At 34.8% G+C, this 21660-nt stretch carries 21 protein-coding genes, 1 tRNA gene, 1 other RNA gene and 1 pseudogene; 10 read left to right on the top strand and 14 right to left on the bottom strand.

Going from position 1 to position 21660, the window contains the following annotated elements:
• Positions 1-2: 2 nt before the first annotated feature.
• From OZD67_RS00275 to OZD67_RS00255, 5 genes are read right to left on the bottom strand one after another with little or no spacing between them, the layout of a single operon-like run.
• Positions 3-575 carry an NADH-quinone oxidoreductase subunit C gene (locus OZD67_RS00275; RefSeq protein ID WP_182183352.1) on the bottom strand — a complete coding sequence of 191 codons (573 nt, stop codon included), beginning with the start codon at positions 573-575 and terminating at the stop codon, positions 3-5.
• Positions 568-1083 (bottom strand): NuoB/complex I 20 kDa subunit family protein, encoded by a 516-nt coding sequence (locus OZD67_RS00270; RefSeq protein WP_182183350.1) that lies wholly within the window; start codon positions 1081-1083, stop codon positions 568-570. Before OZD67_RS00270 ends, OZD67_RS00275 begins: the two co-directional genes overlap by 8 nt.
• Before the next feature lie 3 nt (positions 1084-1086).
• Entirely contained in the window at positions 1087-1440 is a 354-nt protein-coding gene (locus OZD67_RS00265) for an NADH-quinone oxidoreductase subunit A (RefSeq protein WP_182183348.1), read from the bottom strand.
• An 18-nt stretch (positions 1441-1458) separates the two neighbouring features.
• Positions 1459-1827 (bottom strand): HIT domain-containing protein, encoded by a 369-nt coding sequence (locus tag OZD67_RS00260; RefSeq protein WP_164224547.1) that lies wholly within the window; start codon positions 1825-1827, stop codon positions 1459-1461.
• A gap of 3 nt (positions 1828-1830) precedes the next feature.
• Positions 1831-2796, bottom strand: coding sequence for a hypothetical protein (locus OZD67_RS00255; RefSeq protein ID WP_182183347.1), 966 nt, complete (start codon positions 2794-2796; stop codon positions 1831-1833).
• A gap of 181 nt (positions 2797-2977) precedes the next feature.
• On the opposite strand from OZD67_RS00255, the gene OZD67_RS00250 reads away from it, so the two are divergent.
• Positions 2978-4354 carry a UDP-N-acetylmuramoyl-tripeptide--D-alanyl-D-alanine ligase gene (locus OZD67_RS00250; protein WP_182183345.1) on the top strand — a complete coding sequence of 459 codons (1377 nt, stop codon included), beginning with the start codon at positions 2978-2980 and terminating at the stop codon, positions 4352-4354.
• Between the two features lie 50 nt (positions 4355-4404).
• Positions 4405-5355 (top strand): complex I NDUFA9 subunit family protein, encoded by a 951-nt coding sequence (locus OZD67_RS00245; RefSeq protein ID WP_182183343.1) that lies wholly within the window; start codon positions 4405-4407, stop codon positions 5353-5355.
• 8 nt (positions 5356-5363) lie between these two features.
• Here the strand turns inward: OZD67_RS00245 and OZD67_RS00240 are convergent.
• The 3 genes from OZD67_RS00240 to OZD67_RS00230 form a co-directional block, all read right to left on the bottom strand.
• Positions 5364-5437, bottom strand: a tRNA-Arg gene (locus tag OZD67_RS00240).
• Positions 5438-5580: 143 nt separating this feature from the next.
• Entirely contained in the window at positions 5581-7137 is a 1557-nt protein-coding gene (locus OZD67_RS00235; protein WP_182183341.1) for a penicillin-binding transpeptidase domain-containing protein, read from the bottom strand.
• Positions 7092-7931: a polysaccharide deacetylase family protein gene (locus OZD67_RS00230; RefSeq protein WP_182183339.1), complete on the bottom strand. Its 840-nt coding sequence runs from the start codon at positions 7929-7931 to the stop codon at positions 7092-7094. Before OZD67_RS00230 ends, OZD67_RS00235 begins: the two co-directional genes overlap by 46 nt.
• A gap of 124 nt (positions 7932-8055) precedes the next feature.
• On the opposite strand from OZD67_RS00230, the gene OZD67_RS00225 reads away from it, so the two are divergent.
• The 6 genes from OZD67_RS00225 (at position 8056) to OZD67_RS00195 (ending at position 13432) form a co-directional block, all read left to right on the top strand.
• Positions 8056-9564, top strand: coding sequence for a YifB family Mg chelatase-like AAA ATPase (locus OZD67_RS00225; RefSeq protein ID WP_182183337.1), 1509 nt, complete (start codon positions 8056-8058; stop codon positions 9562-9564).
• 85 nt (positions 9565-9649) lie between these two features.
• Positions 9650-10096 (top strand): hypothetical protein, encoded by a 447-nt coding sequence (locus tag OZD67_RS00220; RefSeq protein WP_182183336.1) that lies wholly within the window; start codon positions 9650-9652, stop codon positions 10094-10096.
• Between the two features lie 245 nt (positions 10097-10341).
• The gene (ftsZ, locus tag OZD67_RS00215; protein WP_182183334.1) at positions 10342-11538 is read left to right on the top strand and encodes a cell division protein FtsZ; all 1197 of its coding nucleotides are present in this window, start codon (positions 10342-10344) and stop codon (positions 11536-11538) included.
• Entirely contained in the window at positions 11538-11936 is a 399-nt protein-coding gene (locus OZD67_RS00210) for an EVE domain-containing protein (protein WP_182183332.1), read from the top strand. Before ftsZ ends, OZD67_RS00210 begins: the two co-directional genes overlap by 1 nt.
• 168 nt (positions 11937-12104) lie before the next feature.
• Positions 12105-12557 (top strand): rRNA maturation RNase YbeY, encoded by a 453-nt coding sequence (gene ybeY, locus OZD67_RS00200; protein WP_182183330.1) that lies wholly within the window; start codon positions 12105-12107, stop codon positions 12555-12557.
• Between the two features lie 86 nt (positions 12558-12643).
• Positions 12644-13432, top strand: coding sequence for a succinate dehydrogenase iron-sulfur subunit (locus OZD67_RS00195; RefSeq protein ID WP_182183329.1), 789 nt, complete (start codon positions 12644-12646; stop codon positions 13430-13432).
• 3 nt (positions 13433-13435) lie between these two features.
• Here OZD67_RS00195 and OZD67_RS00190 read toward each other — a convergent pair whose 3' ends face one another.
• The 4 genes from OZD67_RS00190 to OZD67_RS00175 are packed head-to-tail and all read right to left on the bottom strand — an operon-like array spanning position 13436 to position 16869.
• Positions 13436-14572 (bottom strand): hypothetical protein, encoded by a 1137-nt coding sequence (locus OZD67_RS00190; protein WP_182183327.1) that lies wholly within the window; start codon positions 14570-14572, stop codon positions 13436-13438.
• A gap of 42 nt (positions 14573-14614) precedes the next feature.
• Positions 14615-15394: a GNAT family N-acetyltransferase gene (locus OZD67_RS00185; protein ID WP_182183325.1), complete on the bottom strand. Its 780-nt coding sequence runs from the start codon at positions 15392-15394 to the stop codon at positions 14615-14617.
• A complete protein-coding gene (locus OZD67_RS00180) occupies positions 15384-15866 on the bottom strand; it encodes a phosphatidylglycerophosphatase A family protein (protein WP_182183324.1) in 483 nt (160 codons plus the stop codon). The genes OZD67_RS00185 and OZD67_RS00180 overlap by 11 nt, the downstream gene beginning before the upstream one ends.
• Positions 15867-15885: 19 nt before the next feature.
• Positions 15886-16869, bottom strand: coding sequence for an NAD(P)H-dependent glycerol-3-phosphate dehydrogenase (locus OZD67_RS00175; RefSeq protein ID WP_182183322.1), 984 nt, complete (start codon positions 16867-16869; stop codon positions 15886-15888).
• A gap of 325 nt (positions 16870-17194) precedes the next feature.
• On the opposite strand from OZD67_RS00175, the gene OZD67_RS00170 reads away from it, so the two are divergent.
• On the top strand, positions 17195-17965 hold the full coding sequence (locus OZD67_RS00170; RefSeq protein ID WP_182183320.1) for a response regulator transcription factor: 771 nt from the start codon (positions 17195-17197) through the stop codon (positions 17963-17965).
• Positions 17966-18014: 49 nt separating this feature from the next.
• Here OZD67_RS00170 and rnpB read toward each other — a convergent pair.
• Together rnpB and OZD67_RS00160 are read right to left on the bottom strand one after the other, a co-directional pair.
• An RNA gene (rnpB, locus tag OZD67_RS00165) (RNase P RNA component class A) lies at positions 18015-18361 on the bottom strand.
• Positions 18362-18519: 158 nt separating this feature from the next.
• Positions 18520-20565: a hypothetical protein gene (locus OZD67_RS00160; RefSeq protein ID WP_182183319.1), complete on the bottom strand. Its 2046-nt coding sequence runs from the start codon at positions 20563-20565 to the stop codon at positions 18520-18522.
• Between the two features lie 201 nt (positions 20566-20766).
• On the opposite strand from OZD67_RS00160, the pseudogene OZD67_RS00155 reads away from it, so the two are divergent.
• Positions 20767-21599, top strand: a pseudogene (locus tag OZD67_RS00155) (transposase family protein).
• Positions 21600-21660: the final 61 nt, after the last annotated feature.

Raw genomic sequence — 21660 nt, 5'->3', positions numbered from 1 at the left:
TTCTACTCCTTTGTATTTACTTTTATGGTTTTACCTTCCCAAGGCGATAGGCTATCAAGCATACGAAAATCTTGCGACAAATCTATAGGATTATATACAACCTTTTTTGCCTCTATATCGTATCTTACTTCCTCATAACCAGTGAGAGGGAAATCTTTTAACATTGGATGACCTTTGAATCCATAGTCTGTTAGAATCCTACGCAAATCAGGGTGATCAGAGAATTCTATTCCATACATATCAAACACTTCACGCTCAAACCACGAAGCTGTGCTAAATACCTTTGCTATGCTTGGAGGCATATCGCCCTCACATAATTGAAGTTTTATGTGTACTCTAATATTATGCACAATGCTGAGTAAATTGTACACTAACTCAAAGCGCTTTTCTCGATCTGGATAGTCAACCCCAAAAATATCAACTAATAGTTCAAACCTACACTTTTCATCATCGCGTAGAAAGGATAGGTGCTCTTCAATTTCATCTAAAGTTGAATATATTACAATAATGCCATCATCTTTTTGAATGCACTCACACTTGGTCTTTTTTTGTATATGCCTTGCAGTTTTATCCATGCTTTATATTCTGAGTTCGTTTTATTTTGTTTTGTAGGCATAGCATTCCATATAGCAACGCCTCAGCGGTTGGTGGGCACCCAGGAACATACACATCAACCGGTATAATTCTATCACAGCCACGAACCACTGAATAAGAGTAATGATAATAACCACCACCATTTGCACAACTTCCCATAGAAATAACATACTTTGGGTCTGCCATTTGATCATAAACCTTGCGCAATGCTGCTGCCATTTTATTAGTTAGTGTGCCAGCAACAATCATCACATCTGATTGACGTGGGCTTGCACGAAACATTATGCCATATCTATCAAAATCATAACGGCTGGATGCAGTATGCATCATCTCAACCGCGCAACATGCAAGACCAAATGTCATTGGCCACAATGAACCAGACCTTGCCCAATTCATTACATAATCTATTAAATCACCAAATTTAGTAACAAGAAACCCTTCTTTTTTATAACGACCCCAGTCATCATTAGATAGAATTTGATTTGTCATAAACTACTCCCACTCTAATGCACCTTTACACCATTCATAGATAAAACCTATAGTGAGTATTGCAAGAAATACCATCATAGACCAAAATCCACCATAGCTTATCTTAGACAAAGAAACAGCCCAAGGAAAAAGAAAAGCAATTTCTAAGTCAAATATTATAAATAATATTGAAACTAGGTAAAATTTAATGTCAAAATTTTTTCTTGCATTGGATAGTGGATTGAAGCCACACTCATATGTGGAAAGTTTTTCACTATCTGGCTTACTCACTGCAAGAAACATAGGCAATATACCTAAAGCAAAAGATACTACAATTGATACGCAGATAAAGATTACTATGGTTAGATATTCGCTCATTTAACAAAACATATAACACTATGAGTTTACATGCTTTCCTAACTTTTTACCACCTAAAATATGCACGTGAAAGTGTGGTACAACCTGCTCTCCATTTTCACCGTAGTTAGTGACTAATCTATATCCTGTTTTTTCTAAATTATATTTATGTGCTATTTCTCTGACAATTTTGAAAAAACTTACTATCTCCTCTTCAGAAGCTTTTAGAATAAAATCATCGTATGAAATATATTGATTTTTTGGTATAACTAAAATGTGAACTGGTGCGTCAGGGTACTTATCACGAAAAGCTAGTACATTTTCATTTTCATGTACCTTCTCACAAGGTAACTCACCTCTTAATATTTGAGCAAAGATGTTATTGCTATCATAAACTTCATTGCTCATATTTTAAGAGCGACCTTTTCCTCTTCCTTTATTTCTTTCTACATCAGGCGTAGATAGTGGTTTTATTACTTTACCAGAGGCATCTTCAAAATTCAAAAAAGTACTTCCCAATCCTTCTACTTGCTTTTTGATATCTTGTTCTGATAACTGCATATTTTTTATAGGAGAAATAGCTTCTTTACTTTTACCAAAAGGAAACTCGTTAGGATTAGTAATGTTAAAAGATTTTACTAATTCATCTGTACTTGTAACATTTTCTGAAGACTGCCCTGGTGACTTTCCAGTTTGTGCTGACCTTAGAGTTTCTGATGGTTTGTTCTGGTTATCACATTCTCGATACAATTTTTCTGCAATACCATACAGCAATTTTAAGTCTGTGTGAACTTTAAATTCTCCACCAGTGATTTCTGCAAACTTCTTGAGGTCGCCTTCAACTTTATTAGCAATTCCTTTAAGAACAAGTTCTTTTATTTCTTTCTCGCTCTTGCCTTTATTATCAGGATTAGTTTTAATAGTGTTAGCTATTTCCTCAACGTTAATTTCAATTACAATTTTGTTTTCTTCTCTAAAAATAGTTACATTCGGTAAACCTACTTTTATTTTACCCAATTGTTCATCGTTCAAATAAGGTATATCTCCCGTCAGAGTCCTTGACACTAAAAAAGCTACCTTTCCTGTCCCTTTCTTTTGCTCTGTTATTTCTACACCAAGATTCTCACTAGCTTGTGTGGTTTTTATGGGTGGATCATATTTTTCAAGCTCGCTGCCAATAACATAGCGCCCGCCATTTTTTATGTCGTGCCACATTTCGCCCCGAGACTTAAACCAGTTTTTTGGCTGTATAGGATATATTATACCTCCAAATAGAGCTTTTGCACCTCTACCCAGAAAACTTCCTACTCCCGAAGCTGCACTACCAACTTTAGCTAGTATAGAAGTAGATTCTTCATTTTGGTCGTTTTTTGGCATACACACCTCCAAGGTACTTTCTACAACTAAATACATTTTAATTATAGACGAAAAAATTTAAACTTCTATATCCATTATAAGATAGAATTATAGGGATTACAACCATTATTTGTACATTATCTAAAACATGTAGTATTTTCGCTACTTTTACTGTTCAATTTATTATAAAGAATACTCTATTATGTTTAAATGGAACACAAATAATATCATTGATGCAACTGGCGGAAGAGACGTAAATGGTTGTAATTGGACACATAGCTCAAATATTTCAACGGACACAAGAAGTATAAAGAAAGGTGATTTATTTATCGCACTCAAGGGAAAGAATTTTGATGGCCATAATTTTTTGCATGAAGCGTTTTTAAAAGGGGCTGCCGCTGCAATAGTAAGTGAGGGTAAATATAAAAATTTCCCTCTCATTATTGTACAAGATACCCTGAAAGCTTTGCACGATATGGCATCATACTATATTAGAAATATTCTTGTTGATGCTAAAGTTATTGCAATTACAGGCAGTGTCGGGAAAACTACTACAAAGGATATGCTGCACACTGTTTTATCGCAATATGGAGTGTCCCATGCAAACGAAGGTAACTTAAATAACAATATAGGATTGCCTTTGACAATTCTAAAAGCTCCAAAAAACTGCCAGTACTTAATCCTTGAAATGGGAATGAATAAAGTTGGTGAAATAAAAGAATTATCAAAGATTAGTAATCCGAATATTGCAGTTATTACCAACATCGAACCTGCACATACTGAAAATTTTTCATCACTATTTGACGTTGCACAAGCGAAGTTAGAAATTCTGTATGGTACGAAAAATAACGGTACTTTGGTCTTGAACAGAGATAATAAATATTATGATTATCTCTCATCACGCGCTAATAGAAATGTAATAAGCTTCGGTGAAGATAAAAATGCTGAAGTTTACTTACTAGACATAATAAGAAACGATGACGGGTTAAATTTAAAAATAAGACTAAATAATAATCAAACTATAAACTGTAATTTACGTGTGCAAGGTGAGCATTTTGCTTATTCGCTACTTGCTGTTGCAGTAGTTGTGCAAAGCCTCAGACTTGATTTATCAAAATTACCACTTGCACTTAAGAATTTTAGTGTAACGAAAGGTAGAGGCAATATTCATAAGGTCAAATACAATAGAAAATATATACATTTAATTGATGACTCCTATAACGCCAGCCCTACTTCGATGAAAACTGCAATAAAAACTTTGAGTACATATTCTAATCAGAGAAAAGTAGCTTTGCTTGGCAATATGTTGGAACTTGGTGATAAAAGCATAGAATTTCATACAGATTTGGTTAAGATTGTCACAGAAAATAATATAGATAAAATTTATACAGCTGGTAAATTTATGTTAAAATTGCATGAGCTTTTGCCAGATAATATAAGAGGCACGCATTTTAATGATTCTAATCAATTGAAAAGTGATTTAGCTAACATTATTCAGAATAATGACGCAATTCTAGTTAAAGGCTCACGAGGAATGAAAATGGATCTTATTGTACGGGAATTCATAATAGAATATTAAGCAAAATCATTGTATTAATTTACAGTAACAAATTATTAGGAACCTTAATCGTGACAAAACGTGTAATTATTTTTGGTGGAACGGGGTTTATAGGGAAACACATCGTAAGACGCTTGGCAGCAGAAGGATATTTAATAAAGATATTCACTCGTAATCAGGAAAAAGCGGCTTGTTTAAAATTGTGTGGCAATTTGGGACAAATATCAATATTTAAAGGCGATTTTTTTGATGAAAAATCAGTTCTAGAGGGTATGGAAGAATGTGATGTAGCCATAAACTTAGTGGGAATATTATATGAAGCAAAAAAGCACGATTTTTACGCTGTTCACGTTAAAATAGCTGAAAGGATAGCAAAAGCTGCAAAAATGAAAAATGTACCTATGATGATACATTTTTCCGCTATGGGAATAGAAAATAGCAAGTTGTCAAAATATGCCAAAAGTAAATTGGAAGGTGAAAAAGCTGTAACTTCAGCATTTCAAGAAGCAATAATAATTAGGCCAAGCCTTGTATTTGGTAAAGAAGATAACTTCTTTAATAAATTTGCAAGATTAGCAACTATTCTTCCTTGTTTACCACTAATTGGCAATGGAACGACTAAATTTCAGCCAATATGTGTAACAGACTTAGCTGAAGTGGTATATCGTATTATCAGTTTTAATAAGCAAGACAAGAAAATTTATAACATGGGTGGACCAAAGGTTTACTCTTTCAAAAGCTTATTGAAGTTTATTCTGAATGTTACTAACAGAAAGTGTTTGTTGATCAATGTATCTTTTCCAATGGCAAAGTTAATAGCTTTCTTTCTAGAAAGTAAAATTATTTCTATGCTGCTAAAACCAATAACCAGAGATACGAACCCTGTGCTTACTCAAGATCAGGTGAAAGTTATGATGAATAGCTCAATCGAAAAGTCAGCTGACCTTGAAACAATGAAGGTTCGACCATTAGCAATTGAAAATGTGGTGCCAGAATACTTGAAGATTTATAGAAAGTATTGATAGAAGAGTGTGCCCGGTAGGATTCGAACCTACAACCCCCAGCTTAGAAGGCTGGTGCTCTATCCAGCTGAGCTACGGGCACACAACATATATAAAATGCTTCTTAGTACAAGTGAAGTCAAGTATTTTGTGTGAATATGATGTTTATCTTACAACACCTTGTCATTGCAGTTGTGTGTCACGCGCTGCCGAAATTGGATGCGAGAAGTTTAATACTCATAGGGATCATCTTTCAAGCATATATTGAAATATTTCATTAGCTATAGCAACATCTTGGCGCGGGGCTTTGCCGTGTTCCATAAACACAGAGATTGCGTAGCGCGGGTTATGGTAAGGACCATAAGCGATAAATAACTTATGACTTTCACCCTTAGAGTTTATCTCTGGTGTACCGGTTTTGCCGGCAATTTGTATGCCGCTTAGCCCTTTTCTATAGTTAGAATTCACCACGTCAAACATAGCTTTTCGAATTATGCTAAAATGCTCATGGTCTACATCAATGTCAGGGAAATTTTGCACTGTATTACTCATTTCAATGTGGGAAATTACCTCTTTTCCTGTTGCAATCCTTGCTGCAAGAACTGCAAGCTGCAGTGGTGTTGTAAGCAAATACCCTTGTCCTATAACTAAGTTGATAGTGTCACCTAAATACCACTCTGAATACAGCTTTCGTGTACGCCAATCTCTATCGGGCAACAATCCTGGAGCTTCTTCCTTAAACGTTCCAATCAGCGACCCACCGCCAATACCAAATTTTCTGGCCATTTCCACCAGAGAGTCTGCACTTATTTTTTTCCCTATATTATAAAAGTAAGTGTTGCATGATAATGCCATTGCCTCATTTAAAGATACATACCCATGGACTTTGCTTTTCAGACAACGAAATTTCCGCTCACCTATTTTCATATAGCCCTTGCACGAGAATTTCTCTTCTGGTGTTATTATCCCGTCTTTTAAACCCGCAAGCGCAACTATTACTTTAAATATTGAACCAGGTGGAATTTGATATGATAACGCACGATTCACAAGCGGTAATGAAGGAGCATTCAAGTTTTCCCAAGTCTCATTTGATAGTCTGCTTGCAAAAAGATTATTATCGTAAGAAGGTGAATTATATAATGCTAAAATTTCTCCATTATTTACATCAATTACCACTGCGGAGCCCTGGTGATCTTTAAATACCTCTGCGATTTTCTCTTGCAGATTAATATCAATTGTTAGCTGTACATCTTGTCCATCTTGTTGTGGTATGCTTGATAATTCTTTTATGACGCGTTTTTTAGAATTTATTTCCTGCTCAGATTTTCCTGACTTGCCTTTCAATATATGATCATATGTATATTCAATACCGCTGATTCCTACTTCGTTTATGCCTTGCTGTCTTTTTGTATATCCGATTACATGGGAACATATTGAACCAAACGGGTAATAACGTTTATAAAGAGCAGTTACTTTTGTTTCTGACGATCTTGCTATTTTAGACTCGACTTCTGATAATGTTTGCAAATCGACCTCCTCACCAGAAGTTTTTTGCCCATCAAACAGAACAACATACGAAATTTTGTTTACCGCAAGTTCAGTGCTATTCCTATCTAAAATTTTGCCCCGCTGAGGCATAACAGTAGCGACTCTTATTCTATTACTATTAGATAGTGCTTCGTACTTTTGTCTGTTTCGTATTTGTAAATTATATAACCTATAGCTAAAAATAGCGGAAATGGTAAGCTGAATACCACCTAATATGAATGCTCTGCGGTTAAAGACTTTGTTTTTTGTCCACATAACATTCCTTCAAAACGCACTTTTTTCCCCTCTTTTATTGTTACACTTCTGGCTTTTACCGTATTACAAACCCTTTTTTCCCACTCACTTAAGGTAACAAACTTGTAACCCGATTTTTTTAGTACTTTAATAATGTGAGGTAAAGCTTCAATTGTGTTTGATCTGTTATTGTGATCATGAAACAGCACAACTGCTCCATTGTGTACATTACTTAAAACTCTTTCAACTAAAGTTTCTGGCTTATCACCTTGCCAATCTAGCGAATCAACTGTCCATAATATCGAATATATGTCCAATTTATTAGTATTTTCAATCAGATTATCGTCATGACATCCATATGGCGGGCGAAACCATTTTACATCTTGTTTTATTGCATTTTTAATTGCTGTATTTGTCTTTTCCAATTCTTGCAATTGTTCCTCACTTGAAAGTGATGTCAACTTCCTATGCGACCAAGAGTGATTGCCTAACTCATGACCTGCTTCATGGATTTTCTTTACTATCTCATATGTTTTTTTATTTATACGTTCACCAAGCACAAAAAACGTTGCTTTTGCTTCATAGCTTTCCAGAACATTAATAATATCGTTTACTCTATTGTTGGAAGGCCCATCATCAAACGTAAGCGCAACAAACTTATCGTCGTTATTCAACAATTTTTTTATATTACTTAAATTTCTATATGATAGATCCAGATTACAACTAAGCCCACAGTATGGTAAATTAAAATTACAATCACCACAGAAAACCACGCTTGAGTATAGCAAAAGAAAAGTTATTATCCTTATAAACATTTTGTAATCAGCAAAGCGATAGGATACTATGCACTTTTTTGCTAAGTTAAGCCATCTTTAATTGCTGTAGCCTTTACTTCATCACTTCTTTAATATATTATATTAACAATTTATATAATATATTATGATTGCAAATATAAATACCGTTGCGCTTCAGGGAATTAGCACAGTAAATGTCAATGCACAAATTCATATGGCAAATGGTATTCCAGCTTTTAATATTGTTGGATTGCCGGATAAAACTGTTGCGGAATCCAAAGAGCGCATCAGAGCAGCATTAAATTCAATCAATCTACTACTACCTCCAAAAAGAATTACAGTTAATCTCTCCCCTGCGGATTTACTGAAAGAAGGTAGTCATTATGACTTGGCTATTGCTATTGGACTACTTGTTGTAATGAATGTGATACCAGTTGAAAAAGTTCAGTCTTATATAATCATGGGTGAACTGGCTCTTGATGGCAGAGTTATTCCAGTTTCAGGTGTGCTGCCAACAGCAATTAATGCAAAAAAGGACAATAAAGGAGTAATTTGCCCGAGAGGAAATGGTGTAGAAGCTGTATGGGTGAAGAATGTTTCAATTCTGGCTATAGAGAAATTAACTGATATTATCAGACCCTTTAAGGGTGAGCAATTAATTCAGCCAGTAATTTTTAATTATAGTGATGCACCCAAAGAAAAAAGATTGGTTCCCGATATGAAGGATATCAAAGGCCAAGTTATTGCAAAAAGAGCAGCTGAAATTGCAGCAGCAGGTGGGCATAATATGCTTCTTGTTGGCCCTCCTGGTACTGGAAAATCAATGCTTGCTAAGCGCTTTATAGGATTGCTGCCTGATTTGACCGAACAGGAGATGATTGATGTTAATATTATTTCCAGCATAACAAAAACTGGTAATGAAATATTCAAAGTAACTCGTCCCTTTCGTGAACCTCATCATTCATGCTCTATGCCAGCAATGATAGGGGGAGGAAAGAATGCAAAACCTGGAGAAATTACCATGGCTCATAACGGCGTGTTATTCCTTGATGAGTTGCCAGAATTTCCAAGACTTGTGCTTGATTCTCTGCGCCAACCACTTGAAGATAGAAAAGTTACCGTTGCAAGGGCAAATGCTCACATAACCTACCCTGCAAAATTTCAACTGATTGCTGCAATGAACCCTTGCAGGTGCGGTTATTTAGGTGATGCAAGTAGATCGTGCAACAAAGCTCCAAAGTGTGGCACAGATTACAAAAACAAAATATCAGGCCCATTGCTTGATAGAATAGACATATGCATTGAAATGCCAAACGTTAGCATACTCTCTCCTGAAATCTCTGTGGAGGGAGAAAGTACCGAGATTATAAGAGGAAGAGTGATAGCAGCGAGAAAAATTCAAACTGAGCGTTATAGTAAATTGAATGTTCGTTGTAACGCAGAAGTAAGCGGTGAAGCATTTAATAGATTCACTAAGCCAGATCAGGCAGGGTTAGAATTGCTAAAATACGTACTGAAAGAAAATTATATTTCCAATCGAGGCTACACACGCGTATTAAAAGTTGCAAGAACCATTGCAGATCTTGCAAAAAGTGAAGAAGTAAAAAGAGCACACATTGCTGAAGCGCTGAATTACAGAATCAGATTATACTAATAAATTAAATTACTTGACAGGCAGCTTTTTTTTACTATATATTATTCTTAATGAAATTTTAACATTCTATTTAGGGAGTAGAGTTATGACATTAACGAATTATAAAGATGGGGATGGTGTTCTTCATGCTATTTCAGAGGGGTATAAACAACCTGGTAATGAACACTGGGGAGTTACAGGTGCTGCTGGTGGGTTTGGTCAGTACATTAAGAATAATAAGTTAAGAACAGCATTATTTCCGCTTGCAGTTGCAAGTGTTGTCTTTACAGCAATGCATATGAAAGCAGGCTTTGTTAGTGCAGCAGAAGCTTCTGGGTTTCTTGCTAAGACTGCCAGTTACTTTGTTGGGACAAATCAAGCAATAGCTGCTTCATTACCTGGATTTATCGGAACAGGTGTTGCTGGTCAGATAGTTGCGGGTGCCATAATGGCAATTGCTGCAATTGCTGTTCTTTATGGAACATATCAAGTTGCCTTAAAATTAAAAGATGTTGCGGTTGAAGCATGGGAAGGAAAAGAAAAAACTGTATAATAACTTCAACAAAACAAAAAGGGATGGTCTCTGTCCCTTTTATAAACATTTCCTACTTTTTGCATCGGTTAAGTGATGTCATTTAAGAATCTAGTTATTATAATTAACGGCACTTATTAGTATAAATGTTAAGAATAAGTAAACCCCGTTTACTGTTTACGCCTATAGAAGTGAAAAGTATTTGCATATTATTAAAAAAGCGGTAACTTATTATCAAGTGAATTCGCTAAATTTGAGTAATTTAAATGTCTATTGATCTTAATCTGCCGGAGTTACCTATATTACACCCAAGGATTACCGTTGTGGGAGTGGGTGGTGCTGGTGGAAATGCTGTGAATAACATGATCCAATCTAATTTGCAAGGAGTGAATTTTGTTGTTGCAAATACCGACGCTCAAGCACTAGAAAAGTCGTTATGTGATAAAAAAATTCAGCTTGGCATTAATTTAACTAAGGGTCTTGGTGCTGGTGCTTTGCCTGATGTTGGCAAAGGTGCAGCAGAAGAATCAATCGATGAAATTATGGAGCATATAAAAGATAGTCATATGCTTTTCATTACAGCAGGAATGGGCGGTGGTACTGGAACCGGTGCAGCACCGGTAATTGCAAAAGCAGCCAGAGAAGCAAGAGCTGCAGTTAAGGATAGAGCGCCAAAAGAAAAAAAGATATTGACTGTTGGAGTTGTAACTAAACCGTTCGGTTTTGAAGGTGTGCGCCGCATGCGCATTGCAGAGCTTGGACTTGAAGAACTGCAAAAATACGTGGATACACTTATTGTCATTCCAAATCAGAATTTATTTAGAATTGCAAATGAAAAAACTACATTTTCTGATGCATTTAAACTTGCTGATAATGTTCTGCATATTGGCATCAGAGGAGTAACTGACTTGATGGTCATGCCAGGGCTTATTAATCTTGACTTTGCTGATATAGAAACAGTAATGAGCGAGATGGGCAAAGCGATGATCGGCACCGGAGAAGCAGAAGGAGAAGATAGAGCAATTAGTGCTGCGGAAGCTGCAATATCCAATCCATTGCTTGACAATGTATCAATGAAAGGTGCGCAGGGAATATTAATTAACATTACTGGTGGCGGAGATATGACTCTGTTTGAAGTTGATGCTGCAGCCAATAGAGTGCGTGAAGAAGTAGATGAAAATGCAAATATAATATTTGGTGCTACTTTTGATCAAGCGATGGAGGGAAGAGTTAGAGTTTCTGTTCTTGCAACTGGCATTGATGGTCGCAATAATAAATCAGAAACTTCACCTATAAGTCAGAGCGAAGACTCAGAGAAAGAGAAATTTAAGTGGCCCTATAGTCACAGTGAAAGTACGCAAGACAAAACACTGGAAACAAAACCAACTGAACAGGTAAGCGAAGGAGCTAAGTGGGGCAGCAATATCTATGATATACCAGCTTATTTAAGAAGAAAAAAATAATGCAACTTTGGCTACTCAAGTCAGAGCCAAGTGGATATTCATGGCAAAAAATGGAAAAGGAGCAGGTAGTTGAGTGGGATGGCGTGCGCAATTATCAAGCTCAAAATTACATGAAAATTATGAAAGTAAGCGATCTTGCGTTTTTTTATCATACAGGTAAAGAGAAAGCAATACTTGGAATCGTTGAAGTATTTAAAGAGTATTATCATGTTAATGATCCCAAGTTCGGATTAGTGAATGTAAAGTTTTTGAAACCTTTAAATAACCAAGTAACGTTAAATAATATAAAACAAAACCCACTTTTGAAAAATATGGTTATATTAAAACAACCACGTTTATCAATTGCCCCAGTTTCGGAAATTGAATGGAATGAAATAATAAGCATGAGTGATGTGTAATACCCTGTCATCCCAGTGCTTGACACTGGAATCTATAGTTCTCCTTTTATGGTCATGCACACAACTGTACAAATGTTGCGATTTGAAAGTAGTCTCTGCTAGGAAGGATAATAAAAACTGGATTCCAGTGTCAGCTACTTGCATGACACCCTTACTGGTGCGTTACTCATGTTAGAAGTAAATGTTCTTGATGAGAGATGGCGCAGCATTACAGATGATCCAGAGGGTTTTGTATTAAATATTATAAACACTTCTCTAAGAGAATTAAAAATAGACCACTATAAACCAAATATATCAATAGCTCTGGCTGATGATGACTTGCTACATCAACTTAATTTAAAATTTGGAGAAATGGATAAGCCAACTAACGTACTATCATTTCCGTGTGAACAATTGTCTAATGAGTGCGATTTAGGAGACATAGCAATTTCAATAGACACAATAAAAAGAGAATCGCATGAGTATTGTATACCCATTCTTGCTCACATTGCACATATGTTAGTGCATGGATTACTGCATTTACTTGGTTATGATCACCAAAAAAAAGATGAAGAAATTATAATGCAAAATCTAGAAAAAGAGATTTTAGCTTCGCTTGGCTACAATATGTGCGCGATTTAAAAGGAATTTAATAAAAATATAGTAGATGATAATAAAATATGTTATCTACAAAGGGTTTTAGCTATAAACAATAAAAGGTAAGTGATATGGTTCAGTTTTCTTTGCCAAAGAATTCTAAAATTAATCAAAAGGGCAAAATTTATCCTATTCCTGCTAGAGCAAAAAACATCAGAAGATTTCAAATTTACCGTTGGTCTGCTGATGACGAGAAAAATCCTAGAATAGACATATTTTTTATTGATATGGATAGTTGTGGCCCTATGGTACTTGATGCATTAATAAAAATAAAGGATGAAATAGATTCGACTTTAACTTTCAGACGTTCTTGTAGAGAAGGCATATGTGGATCTTGTGCCATGAATATTGATGGAACCAATACTCTTGCATGTACTAGATCTATACACGATATAAAAGGTGACGTAAAAATATATCCATTACCTCACATGTATGTGATAAAGGACCTAGTCTCGGACTTGAGCCAATTTTATGAGCAATACAAATCAATTAAACCTTGGTTACAAGCAGATAAGCCTGCCCTACCAAATAAAGAATACTCTCAATCTCCTGAAGATAGAAAAAAATTAGATGGCTTGTCCGACTGTATATTATGTGCTTGCTGTTCGACTGGTTGCCCAAGCTACTGGTGGAATAGTGATAAATTTTTAGGACCAGCAATACTATTACAAGCCTACAGATGGATTGCTGACAGCCGTGATAATAAGACAGGTGAAAGACTTGATGTTTTAAACGACCCATTCAAGTTGTATCGTTGTCATACAATCATGAATTGCACAAAAACTTGTCCTAAAGGACTTAATCCAGCAAGAGCAATAGCGAAAGTAAAACAGCTCATGGTAGAGAAAGAAGGAGTTTAAGTATCATCTTTTGCATTCTTCGTAAGAGAACAGCAAACCTTCTGAAGCGTAGGGTATTGTTAATACCCTGAACGCTTTTCCATTCGTGAAATGCATCGTATCATCATACGATGCAAATAATTTTTTGAATAACTCATGTCTTTGGTTACTGATAGTTTGAAAATCCTCTTTTTCTAAAAGCTTTTTAGATTCGAAGAGGTAAAGCATAACTTCATGATAAGTTGGATAAGATGCCAAAAATTTTGGGTCAAATTGAAAGGTTTTTATGAAAGCATTATTATAAAATTTTAGCTTTTGATTCTTACTATATATTACTATGGCAACCGGTAACCTCTCAAGCAAATTTTTCTGTGTAGCTAAATAACTGTTTAATTCAGTATATAATTTCTCTGCATCACTAACATCTTTCCCATACATTACTATGCTACCAGAACCTTGTATTGGAATTTTAACAAAATCGAAAACCTTAGGTTCGTTCTTGTAAGTTACGACATGCCTTCCTGGTTTTGTGCTATGAGCGCTACTGGTAATAGCAAATTTCTTAGAGCCATCTACATATTTATCATAAAACAAATTATAAAATTCTACCTTTCTATTCTTGTTATATTTTAGTATTGGAAATGGTAAAGAGTTGAAAACATTTTTATAGCTCTCCACTTCTTGTGTAAGCTTACTATTTTCTAGCTCAAGTCCGTGAGCTTTTATTTTACAGTCTGAAACATTCCTTATCCATAACAGCACACCAATCACATTGTTGGAATCATCTATTATGCTTCTACCATAACATATGCAATAAACCTCACTGTCTTTTGACTTTAAATCTAGAGTAAAAGATTTATTTATTTCCTTTGCCTCAGCAAAATTTTTAATTAAACTTTCTGATTGCTCAAAAAAATTTACAAACTCATTAAATGAGTAAAAAACAGTATTAAGCAAAATTAGTAAGTTGGGAGAGAACTTTTCTATACGCTTTTTTGCATCCCAAATATAAAACCCATCATTCACAGTATCAATTAAATTATTTATGATAACATTTTGATGTTGTAAGTTCTTAATCTTATTACTAATTTTTAATTTAGAATAAGAGAGAAAGAATAATATTAGAATCAATATTAAAACCACTTCATGCAAAAAAAACATAGCACTTCTAAAACAGATGTAAAAACTTGTAACCGCTCAGAATTATGCTGAAGAGTTATATAAGTAAAGATTGCCTAACATCTGAAAGCCCAATCTCTTATAAAGGTTTACAGAAGGTTTCATACAATGTGCTATTATATATTTGCATTCAAGCTGTTTAGCTATCTTTATTCTTTCTAAAACCATTTGGGTACCTATTCCACGATTCCTGTAAATTGGTAAAACTCCATCACTATAAAAACCAGCTACATTGTCTTGAACATAAAGACCGCATGTCCCAATAATTTCACTATTTAGTGTTACAAGAAAAAATCTTAATCTTGAGTTTTTATCATCATAATTTGATAATCCGCGAAAAAATGTGCTGACAATTCCAACGCCATGATAAAAAATTTTAGAAGTGTGTAAATCTAACTGTTCTAAGAGGTCGCTACCATTTACAGCATTTAACCTCAAGTTTGGAATAACATCAGCAGGTAAAAAGTAATTTTGCATATTAAGTAGAGCTTTTTTTGGTGTGCTAACGTGTTTTATTTCACACTTTTCTAAAATATCTCTTATTTTCATATGTGAATTTATTACCCATGTTGCTTCTATATCTCTTGTTCTGAGATAATCTAGAGTTTTTTGTATAGAAAGCTCGGTACATTGATCTCCACAGAACACAAAATTAAATAATGACTCCCTAGTACCATTTATTGTAAATGTAACGTTATCAAATTCATCGTGTACTTCCCACTCAGATAAATTCGCTGTGTACAGTATATAATCCTTTAAATTTTGAACAATTAAGCTTGAATAATAAATTTTTTTATCCTGCATACATCAACAATAAACAATAAAAGGCTCCTATAAGAACACAGGCTAAAATTGCAGCTATAATGTCATCTAGCATAACACCGAAAGGACCTTTGGTATTTTTATCGATCAAATTTATAGGCCACGTTTTTATTATATCAAAAAACCTAAAAGAAAAAAAGCACAACAACAATGAAGAGCAATTCATTTTCTGGCTTAACAATATCGAAACTAAAAGTATTGTCAGCAATTGACCAACTACTTCGTCAATTACTACCTCTTTTGGATCACATGAAGTCTTGTAGTGTTTTATATAATTGCCTATAGACCATAATCCAATCAAGAATAATAAAAAAATAATTGCTGCACCTAAAATTCTGTTACTCAGTATTACAGGAACAATTGGATAAGAAGCTAAGCTGCCTACAGTACCTGGCATTTTTTTTGCTGTGCCAGACAGCCACCATGTTGATATCAATTTATATAAAAATTTCACAATACACCAAAGTACAAAACTAATTTACAAGAACAGAAATAGTATCCTCTATAGAGGCGCTTTCATACAATAATCTATAGACCGCTTCACATATAGGCATTTTAGCTCCTAACTTTTGTGTTAAATCAAAAGTAGACTTAACAGTACTGACACCTTCGATTAGCAACTTGCCTCCAATTAGGATTTGTTGAATATCATACTCCTCATGACTACTACCTAAATTGAATCCAAAAGATAGGTTTCTTGAATTTAAGGATGTGCATGTCATGACTAAATCACCTAAACATGAAGGCCCGAGCAAAGTATCTATATTGATATTGTTGTTACCAATTTTTGCTAAGTACAAAGTTTTAATTTCATTCATACTTTTTGTAATCAACGCTGCATGAGCATTAAACCCGAGTTTTCTACCAAAAATAATTCCACATGCTATAGCAAAAACATTTTTTAATGCTGCACAAATCTGTACTCCTATAATGTCGTTACTAAACTCCAACTTAACATTTTTTTGTTGCAGCTCTGATACTAGCTTTGAACCTAATGTGTTATTTTGGCACGCAAGAACCATTGAATAGGGCAATTTTTTTGCAACTTCTATAGCAAAACTAGGGCCTGAAAAAATAGCAATAGGGTTGTTAGGTAAAACTTCATTTACTATTTCACTAGGTAATTTTAATGTAGACTTTTCTATTCCCTTACAAGCTAAAATTATTGCTACATCTTTTTTCAGATTACAATTATGCAATTGCTGACATACCTCCCTCAGAGATTGAGTGGGAACAGCTAGGATTGTTACTGAAACATTAACTGCGTCTTCAATAGCCAATTTTACTGACACATTATCAGAAATTCGACAACCGGGTAGCTTGTCACTTTCTCTTTTCCCGTTGATTGATTCAAATGTATTTTCATTGCGAGTCCACAAAACCACATCTTTCTTACTACTGAGTGAAATTGCGATTGCTGTACCCCATGCACCAGCACCTAAAATTGATATTGCCACACAATATTCCTGAAAGTATTACTTATACTTTAAAACAGTAGGATAAGTAAATTAAAAATATAACACAGACATATAGAATAGTTAAATATTTATTAACCGAAGTATTCTTTTAATAATAGTAACTTTAATTCAATATTTACTAAAAATATTATTATTACCATGGTATATCTATTATATTTTAGATCTGTTTATATAACTTTGGAACAATATATTTACTATTAATTAATAAGTGTAATTTTGATCATTTGTTAATAAAAATTTGATTTATTACTTTCCTTAGTTATATATATTACTAAAATTATAAATTATTCATGGGGTGTAAAATATGCGTATATTATTAATTGAAGATGACCAAGTAAGTGCAAAGACTGTGGTTAATGCCTTAACTTCTGATGGACACTTCTGTGACGTTGTTACTTCTGTACAAGATTATAACAATAATATGGTTTCCTCAAACGGAGATTACTATGACCTAGTTATTTTAGATATACACTTGCCTGGTGATATTGACGGATATGATATATTGCTAAGACTAAGAAGTGCAAAAATCAAAGTTCCTGTCTTAATACTTTCATGTATATCCGCTGTCAATCACAAAGCTAAAGGGCTTGGATATGGTGCCGATGATTACTTAACCAAGCCATTTCATAAAAGCGAGTTATTAGCTCGAATTAAGGCCATAGTGCGTCGTACTAAAGGCCATCCTGAATCGGTGATAAAGATTGGTAATATAAATATCAATTTTGATCACAGGATTGTTGAGGTGAAAGGTAAAACGGTTCGCCTTACTAATAAAGAGTATTCTATGATAGAATTGCTAGCATTGCGTAAAGGAACAGTACTAACAAAAGAAATGTTCTTAAATCATCTTTACAATGGCTTGGATGAACCTTCAGATAACAAGATAGTTGATGTTTTTATGTGCAAATTACGTAAGAAACTTGAAAGTGCAAATGATGGAAAAAGCCACATAGAAACCGTTTGGGGCAGAGGGTATGTTCTGAAAGAGTATATTGATGATGAAGAATATTCTAACGTTAATATAGGCGAAAGTAGTGATGGCTATCAAGCAGAACAAGTGAAGGACAACGCATGAAATGCCTACACTTAAATATAGCATGGCTTATATCGCACGTATCATGTGACGCCTAGGTAAAATATAAGCCGAGTTCTGTTTATGTAGCTATTTATCTGGAGTAAATGTTACCATTTACCTCATGCGATTTACCCGAGTAGATATGAGAAAAACATAAAATCTACTTCTATTTAATCTTGCTCCTAGTGTTGGTTACTTGACTACCAATGTTGCCATTACCATGGTGTGCTCTTACCACACCTTTTCACCCTTACCTAAAATATTTTAGGCGGTAATTTTCTGTAGCCCTATAACTGGAGTTACCTCCGGCGGGCGTTACCCGTCACTATTTTTCCTTGGAGCCCGGACTTTCCTCTGCTATGTTTATCACACAACAGCAGCTACTTATTTCACCCAGGAATTATACTTTAACATGAAAATCACAAAAGCAAAAGACAATTTCCTAACAGTCTACATATTAAAAACATTCAGACAAATAGCTAAAGGTGATATTCCGGCACATCATCGCTATCCCAAGATAAGCTTCTTTCACTCTTAGACTCCGCTTCAGTCAGTCAAGAGCTTGGTCCACTGCTCGAAGACGATGAGCTACTTCTTGCTCGACTACTACTTTCTACTGATATACTGTTTAGCATTGTTTCAGATTGATACGTAGTCTGTATAGATATGTTGTTATCACTGCTTGTTCTGCTATGGGTGAAAAAAATTTCTTCATTGCTGCTATTTGAATGCGATTCCAAATCAGCTAATTCTAACACATGAGCAGTATTATAATAACCGTGATATTTCTTAATACATTTATATGCTATAAATCCTATAATTCCAGCAATACCTATTGTTCCAATCAAAGATCCTCCTATCATTCCTGCCCTATTAGACCCTATAGCAAGTTGAGTAGGCTGTGGTGAAGAAGTAGTTTGAGGAAGTAAAGCAGTAGTAAATATAGGAGTTATTGACTCTCTTGTTCTAGTACTTGGTATAATAAATACTGTTTGTGTAGTTTTCTCTGAGCTTGTCGTTGGCACAGTTGGTTCCACTGTTACTGTGCTTGTTTGAGCCGTTGAAGGTTTACTCGTTGTAGAAGTTGACGCAACAGTTGCTGCTGTAGGTTTTACAGTACTTGTTTCAGTTTCCGAAGGCACACTGGTTGACGTTGTAGCAACCGTGGTCGCTTGTGAAGTAGTAGTTGTCTTTACTACTGTTGTTGGCTTCACTGTTACTGTACTTGTTTGAGTCGTTGAAGGTTTACTCATTGTAGTAGGTGCAGCGGTAGTTGATGCTTCTGTTGTTAATTTGGTAGTCTTCACAGTGTCGGTTTCTGCTGTACTAGCAATTGCAGCAGTCGACGCTTGCTTAGAAGTCACAACTGTTTCTGTAATAGTTACAGGAGCCACGGTACTACTAGAAATGATATCAGGTGTTAATCGACCGTTAATGATGTTAACAAAATCGCTGAGAGTTTTGATGCTACTTGCCGGTATTATTGTTACCTTAGAAGGTTTTTCAAATCTTTGATGATTGAAAATTGCAACGTTTTCTTCACTTATTGCAGTTACAATAAAACTGTCTTGACCATTGTCTTTAACGTACAATTGCTCTATAGAATCTGCAAATTCGCAAACAGTAAAGTTCGATTTTGATCCATTCTTAACAAGACTTGTTAAATGTAACGTTTGTTTATTAGGCAACCGGTCTTCTGCAAGAAAAGCAACTAGATCACCACCTTCAACATACTGTAGAAAATTTATTTTGCCTAGATTAGAAGTAATAGATGACGCTGTATTTATTTGACAATTTTTCTTACCAAGCAAACATTCATCTTTCTTTTCACTTTTTAGATCCTCAACCACTTTAGCCATATCAAATTTGAAAATATGTGTTTTTCTCACCTCTTGATCCCCAATAATTTTTCTGCTCACTTGCGAATAAAGCATCGTGTTTCCATTTAATGCCAATTGCCCCGGATTATCAAAATTGAACAATTTTCTTTCTGTAACACCTTTTTCTCCATTCAATACCTTAAATTTTCCGCCTTTGTCTGATTTCAAATACCAAGAAACTAAAGTTTGATCCTTTAAGTTATGGGCGATTACAATTACATCCCCATTATCAACCTTTGCTGCTCTTGGTTGAAAGTAACTATTGCCCACATTTGCAGGACTACCATTATTAATATTCTTTTGTAATTTTCTTTTATCTAAATGTTCAACTGAAGGTACGTTGATTGATTGCTTGATTCCGTAAGTGTGAAAAGATAAACCTTTAACGTATTTTTCTCCTTCTTCGCCAATTCCCTCTTCAGGAAAGATAACTCCAACTTTATCTATTTCAGCTGAATCTTCTATTAATGTGAGAGATAATTGATCTTTGAATTCATTTGCTACGCTGATATTTGTACCACATTCGTATGTTTTTGATTGATATAATGGACTAATAAGTAATTTTACTTTACTGCTCCCATTACCATTATCTTGATAGCTGAGTTCGTAAGCAACTCCATTCCCCTCAATTAATTCTACGTTTGTTGGATTAAAACCTATCGCTTCTTTAACTTCCGGTGTATTTGAGTTGATCCTGAGCAATCTTCTTAATATAGACATAATTTTATTTAAAATATTAATAAAATGCTATTATGATTACCCCTGGTGTTAATGTCAATGAAAATTTTAATTAAAATTAAAAAATTAATATAATGTTTTATACTAAAAGATAAATATAAGCTTGAAGAGGGCTAAAGACTTGCTGCAAAATAGTGTAAAAGATGGTAAAGTATGAAAAAGAGAAATAAAAAGTGAGGGAAAATGAGTCTGAATTACCATAAAGTAAGTAAACACCCGAGAAATTTTCGAGATGTAACGGGATTGAAAATAGAAGAATTCGAAAAAATCTTGGAAAAAGTCCGTCCAGAGTGGGAAAAGCTTGAAAGACAGAAAAAGCGCCACGGAAGAATTGCTAATTTACCGACACTGGAAGATAAAATGTTGTGCGTAATTTTGTATTATCGGACCTACATAACCCACAGATTTTTAGGCTGCCTTTTCAACTTACATAATGCGAATATTTGCCGACTTTTGAAGAAAATGGAGCCACTGTTGGCAAAAAAAATTACTATAAAAAAGGACAGAACCCTAACGCCAGAGAGGATTTTGAAGATACTGGCAGATGTTACAGAGCAGCAGATACAGCAGCCAAAAGAAAGCAGAAAACGGAAGAAAAGTTACTCTGGCAAGAAAAAAGTGCACACGATGAAAACAGAAATTGTGATCGAAGAAAGAGGGCAAATTTTATCGGTTTCAAGATCTCACCGTGGGAGAATTCACGATTTTCGGATAAGAAAACAGGAGAAATTGCTGCCTACAGACAGTATAAAGCATGCCGATTCTGGCTATCAGGGATGGAAAAATTGCAAAGTAACGTTGTGATACCATACAAAAAATACCGAAAGAAGCCACTAACTGAGGAGCAAAAGGAGCACAACCGAGAGTTGGCATCATTTAGGATGAGGGTCGAAAATAAGATACGAGAATTGAAAATATTCAAGATTTTGTCGCACGTTTACCGTAACTTTCAGAAAAAATATAACATGAGATTTAATATTATTGAAGGTTTGGTGAATTTGAGGCATGGGTTTTAGCCTGCTGCTATTTTAGCCTAATTCACCCTGAAATTAGTATATACCTTTTCGCAGCAGGTCT

Origin of the sequence: Wolbachia endosymbiont of Drosophila nikananu, from assembly GCF_028981865.1 — a bacterium.
GTDB classification, from domain to species: domain Bacteria; phylum Pseudomonadota; class Alphaproteobacteria; order Rickettsiales; family Anaplasmataceae; genus Wolbachia; species Wolbachia pipientis_B.
This window is presented reverse-complemented; position numbering and strand designations above follow the sequence as displayed.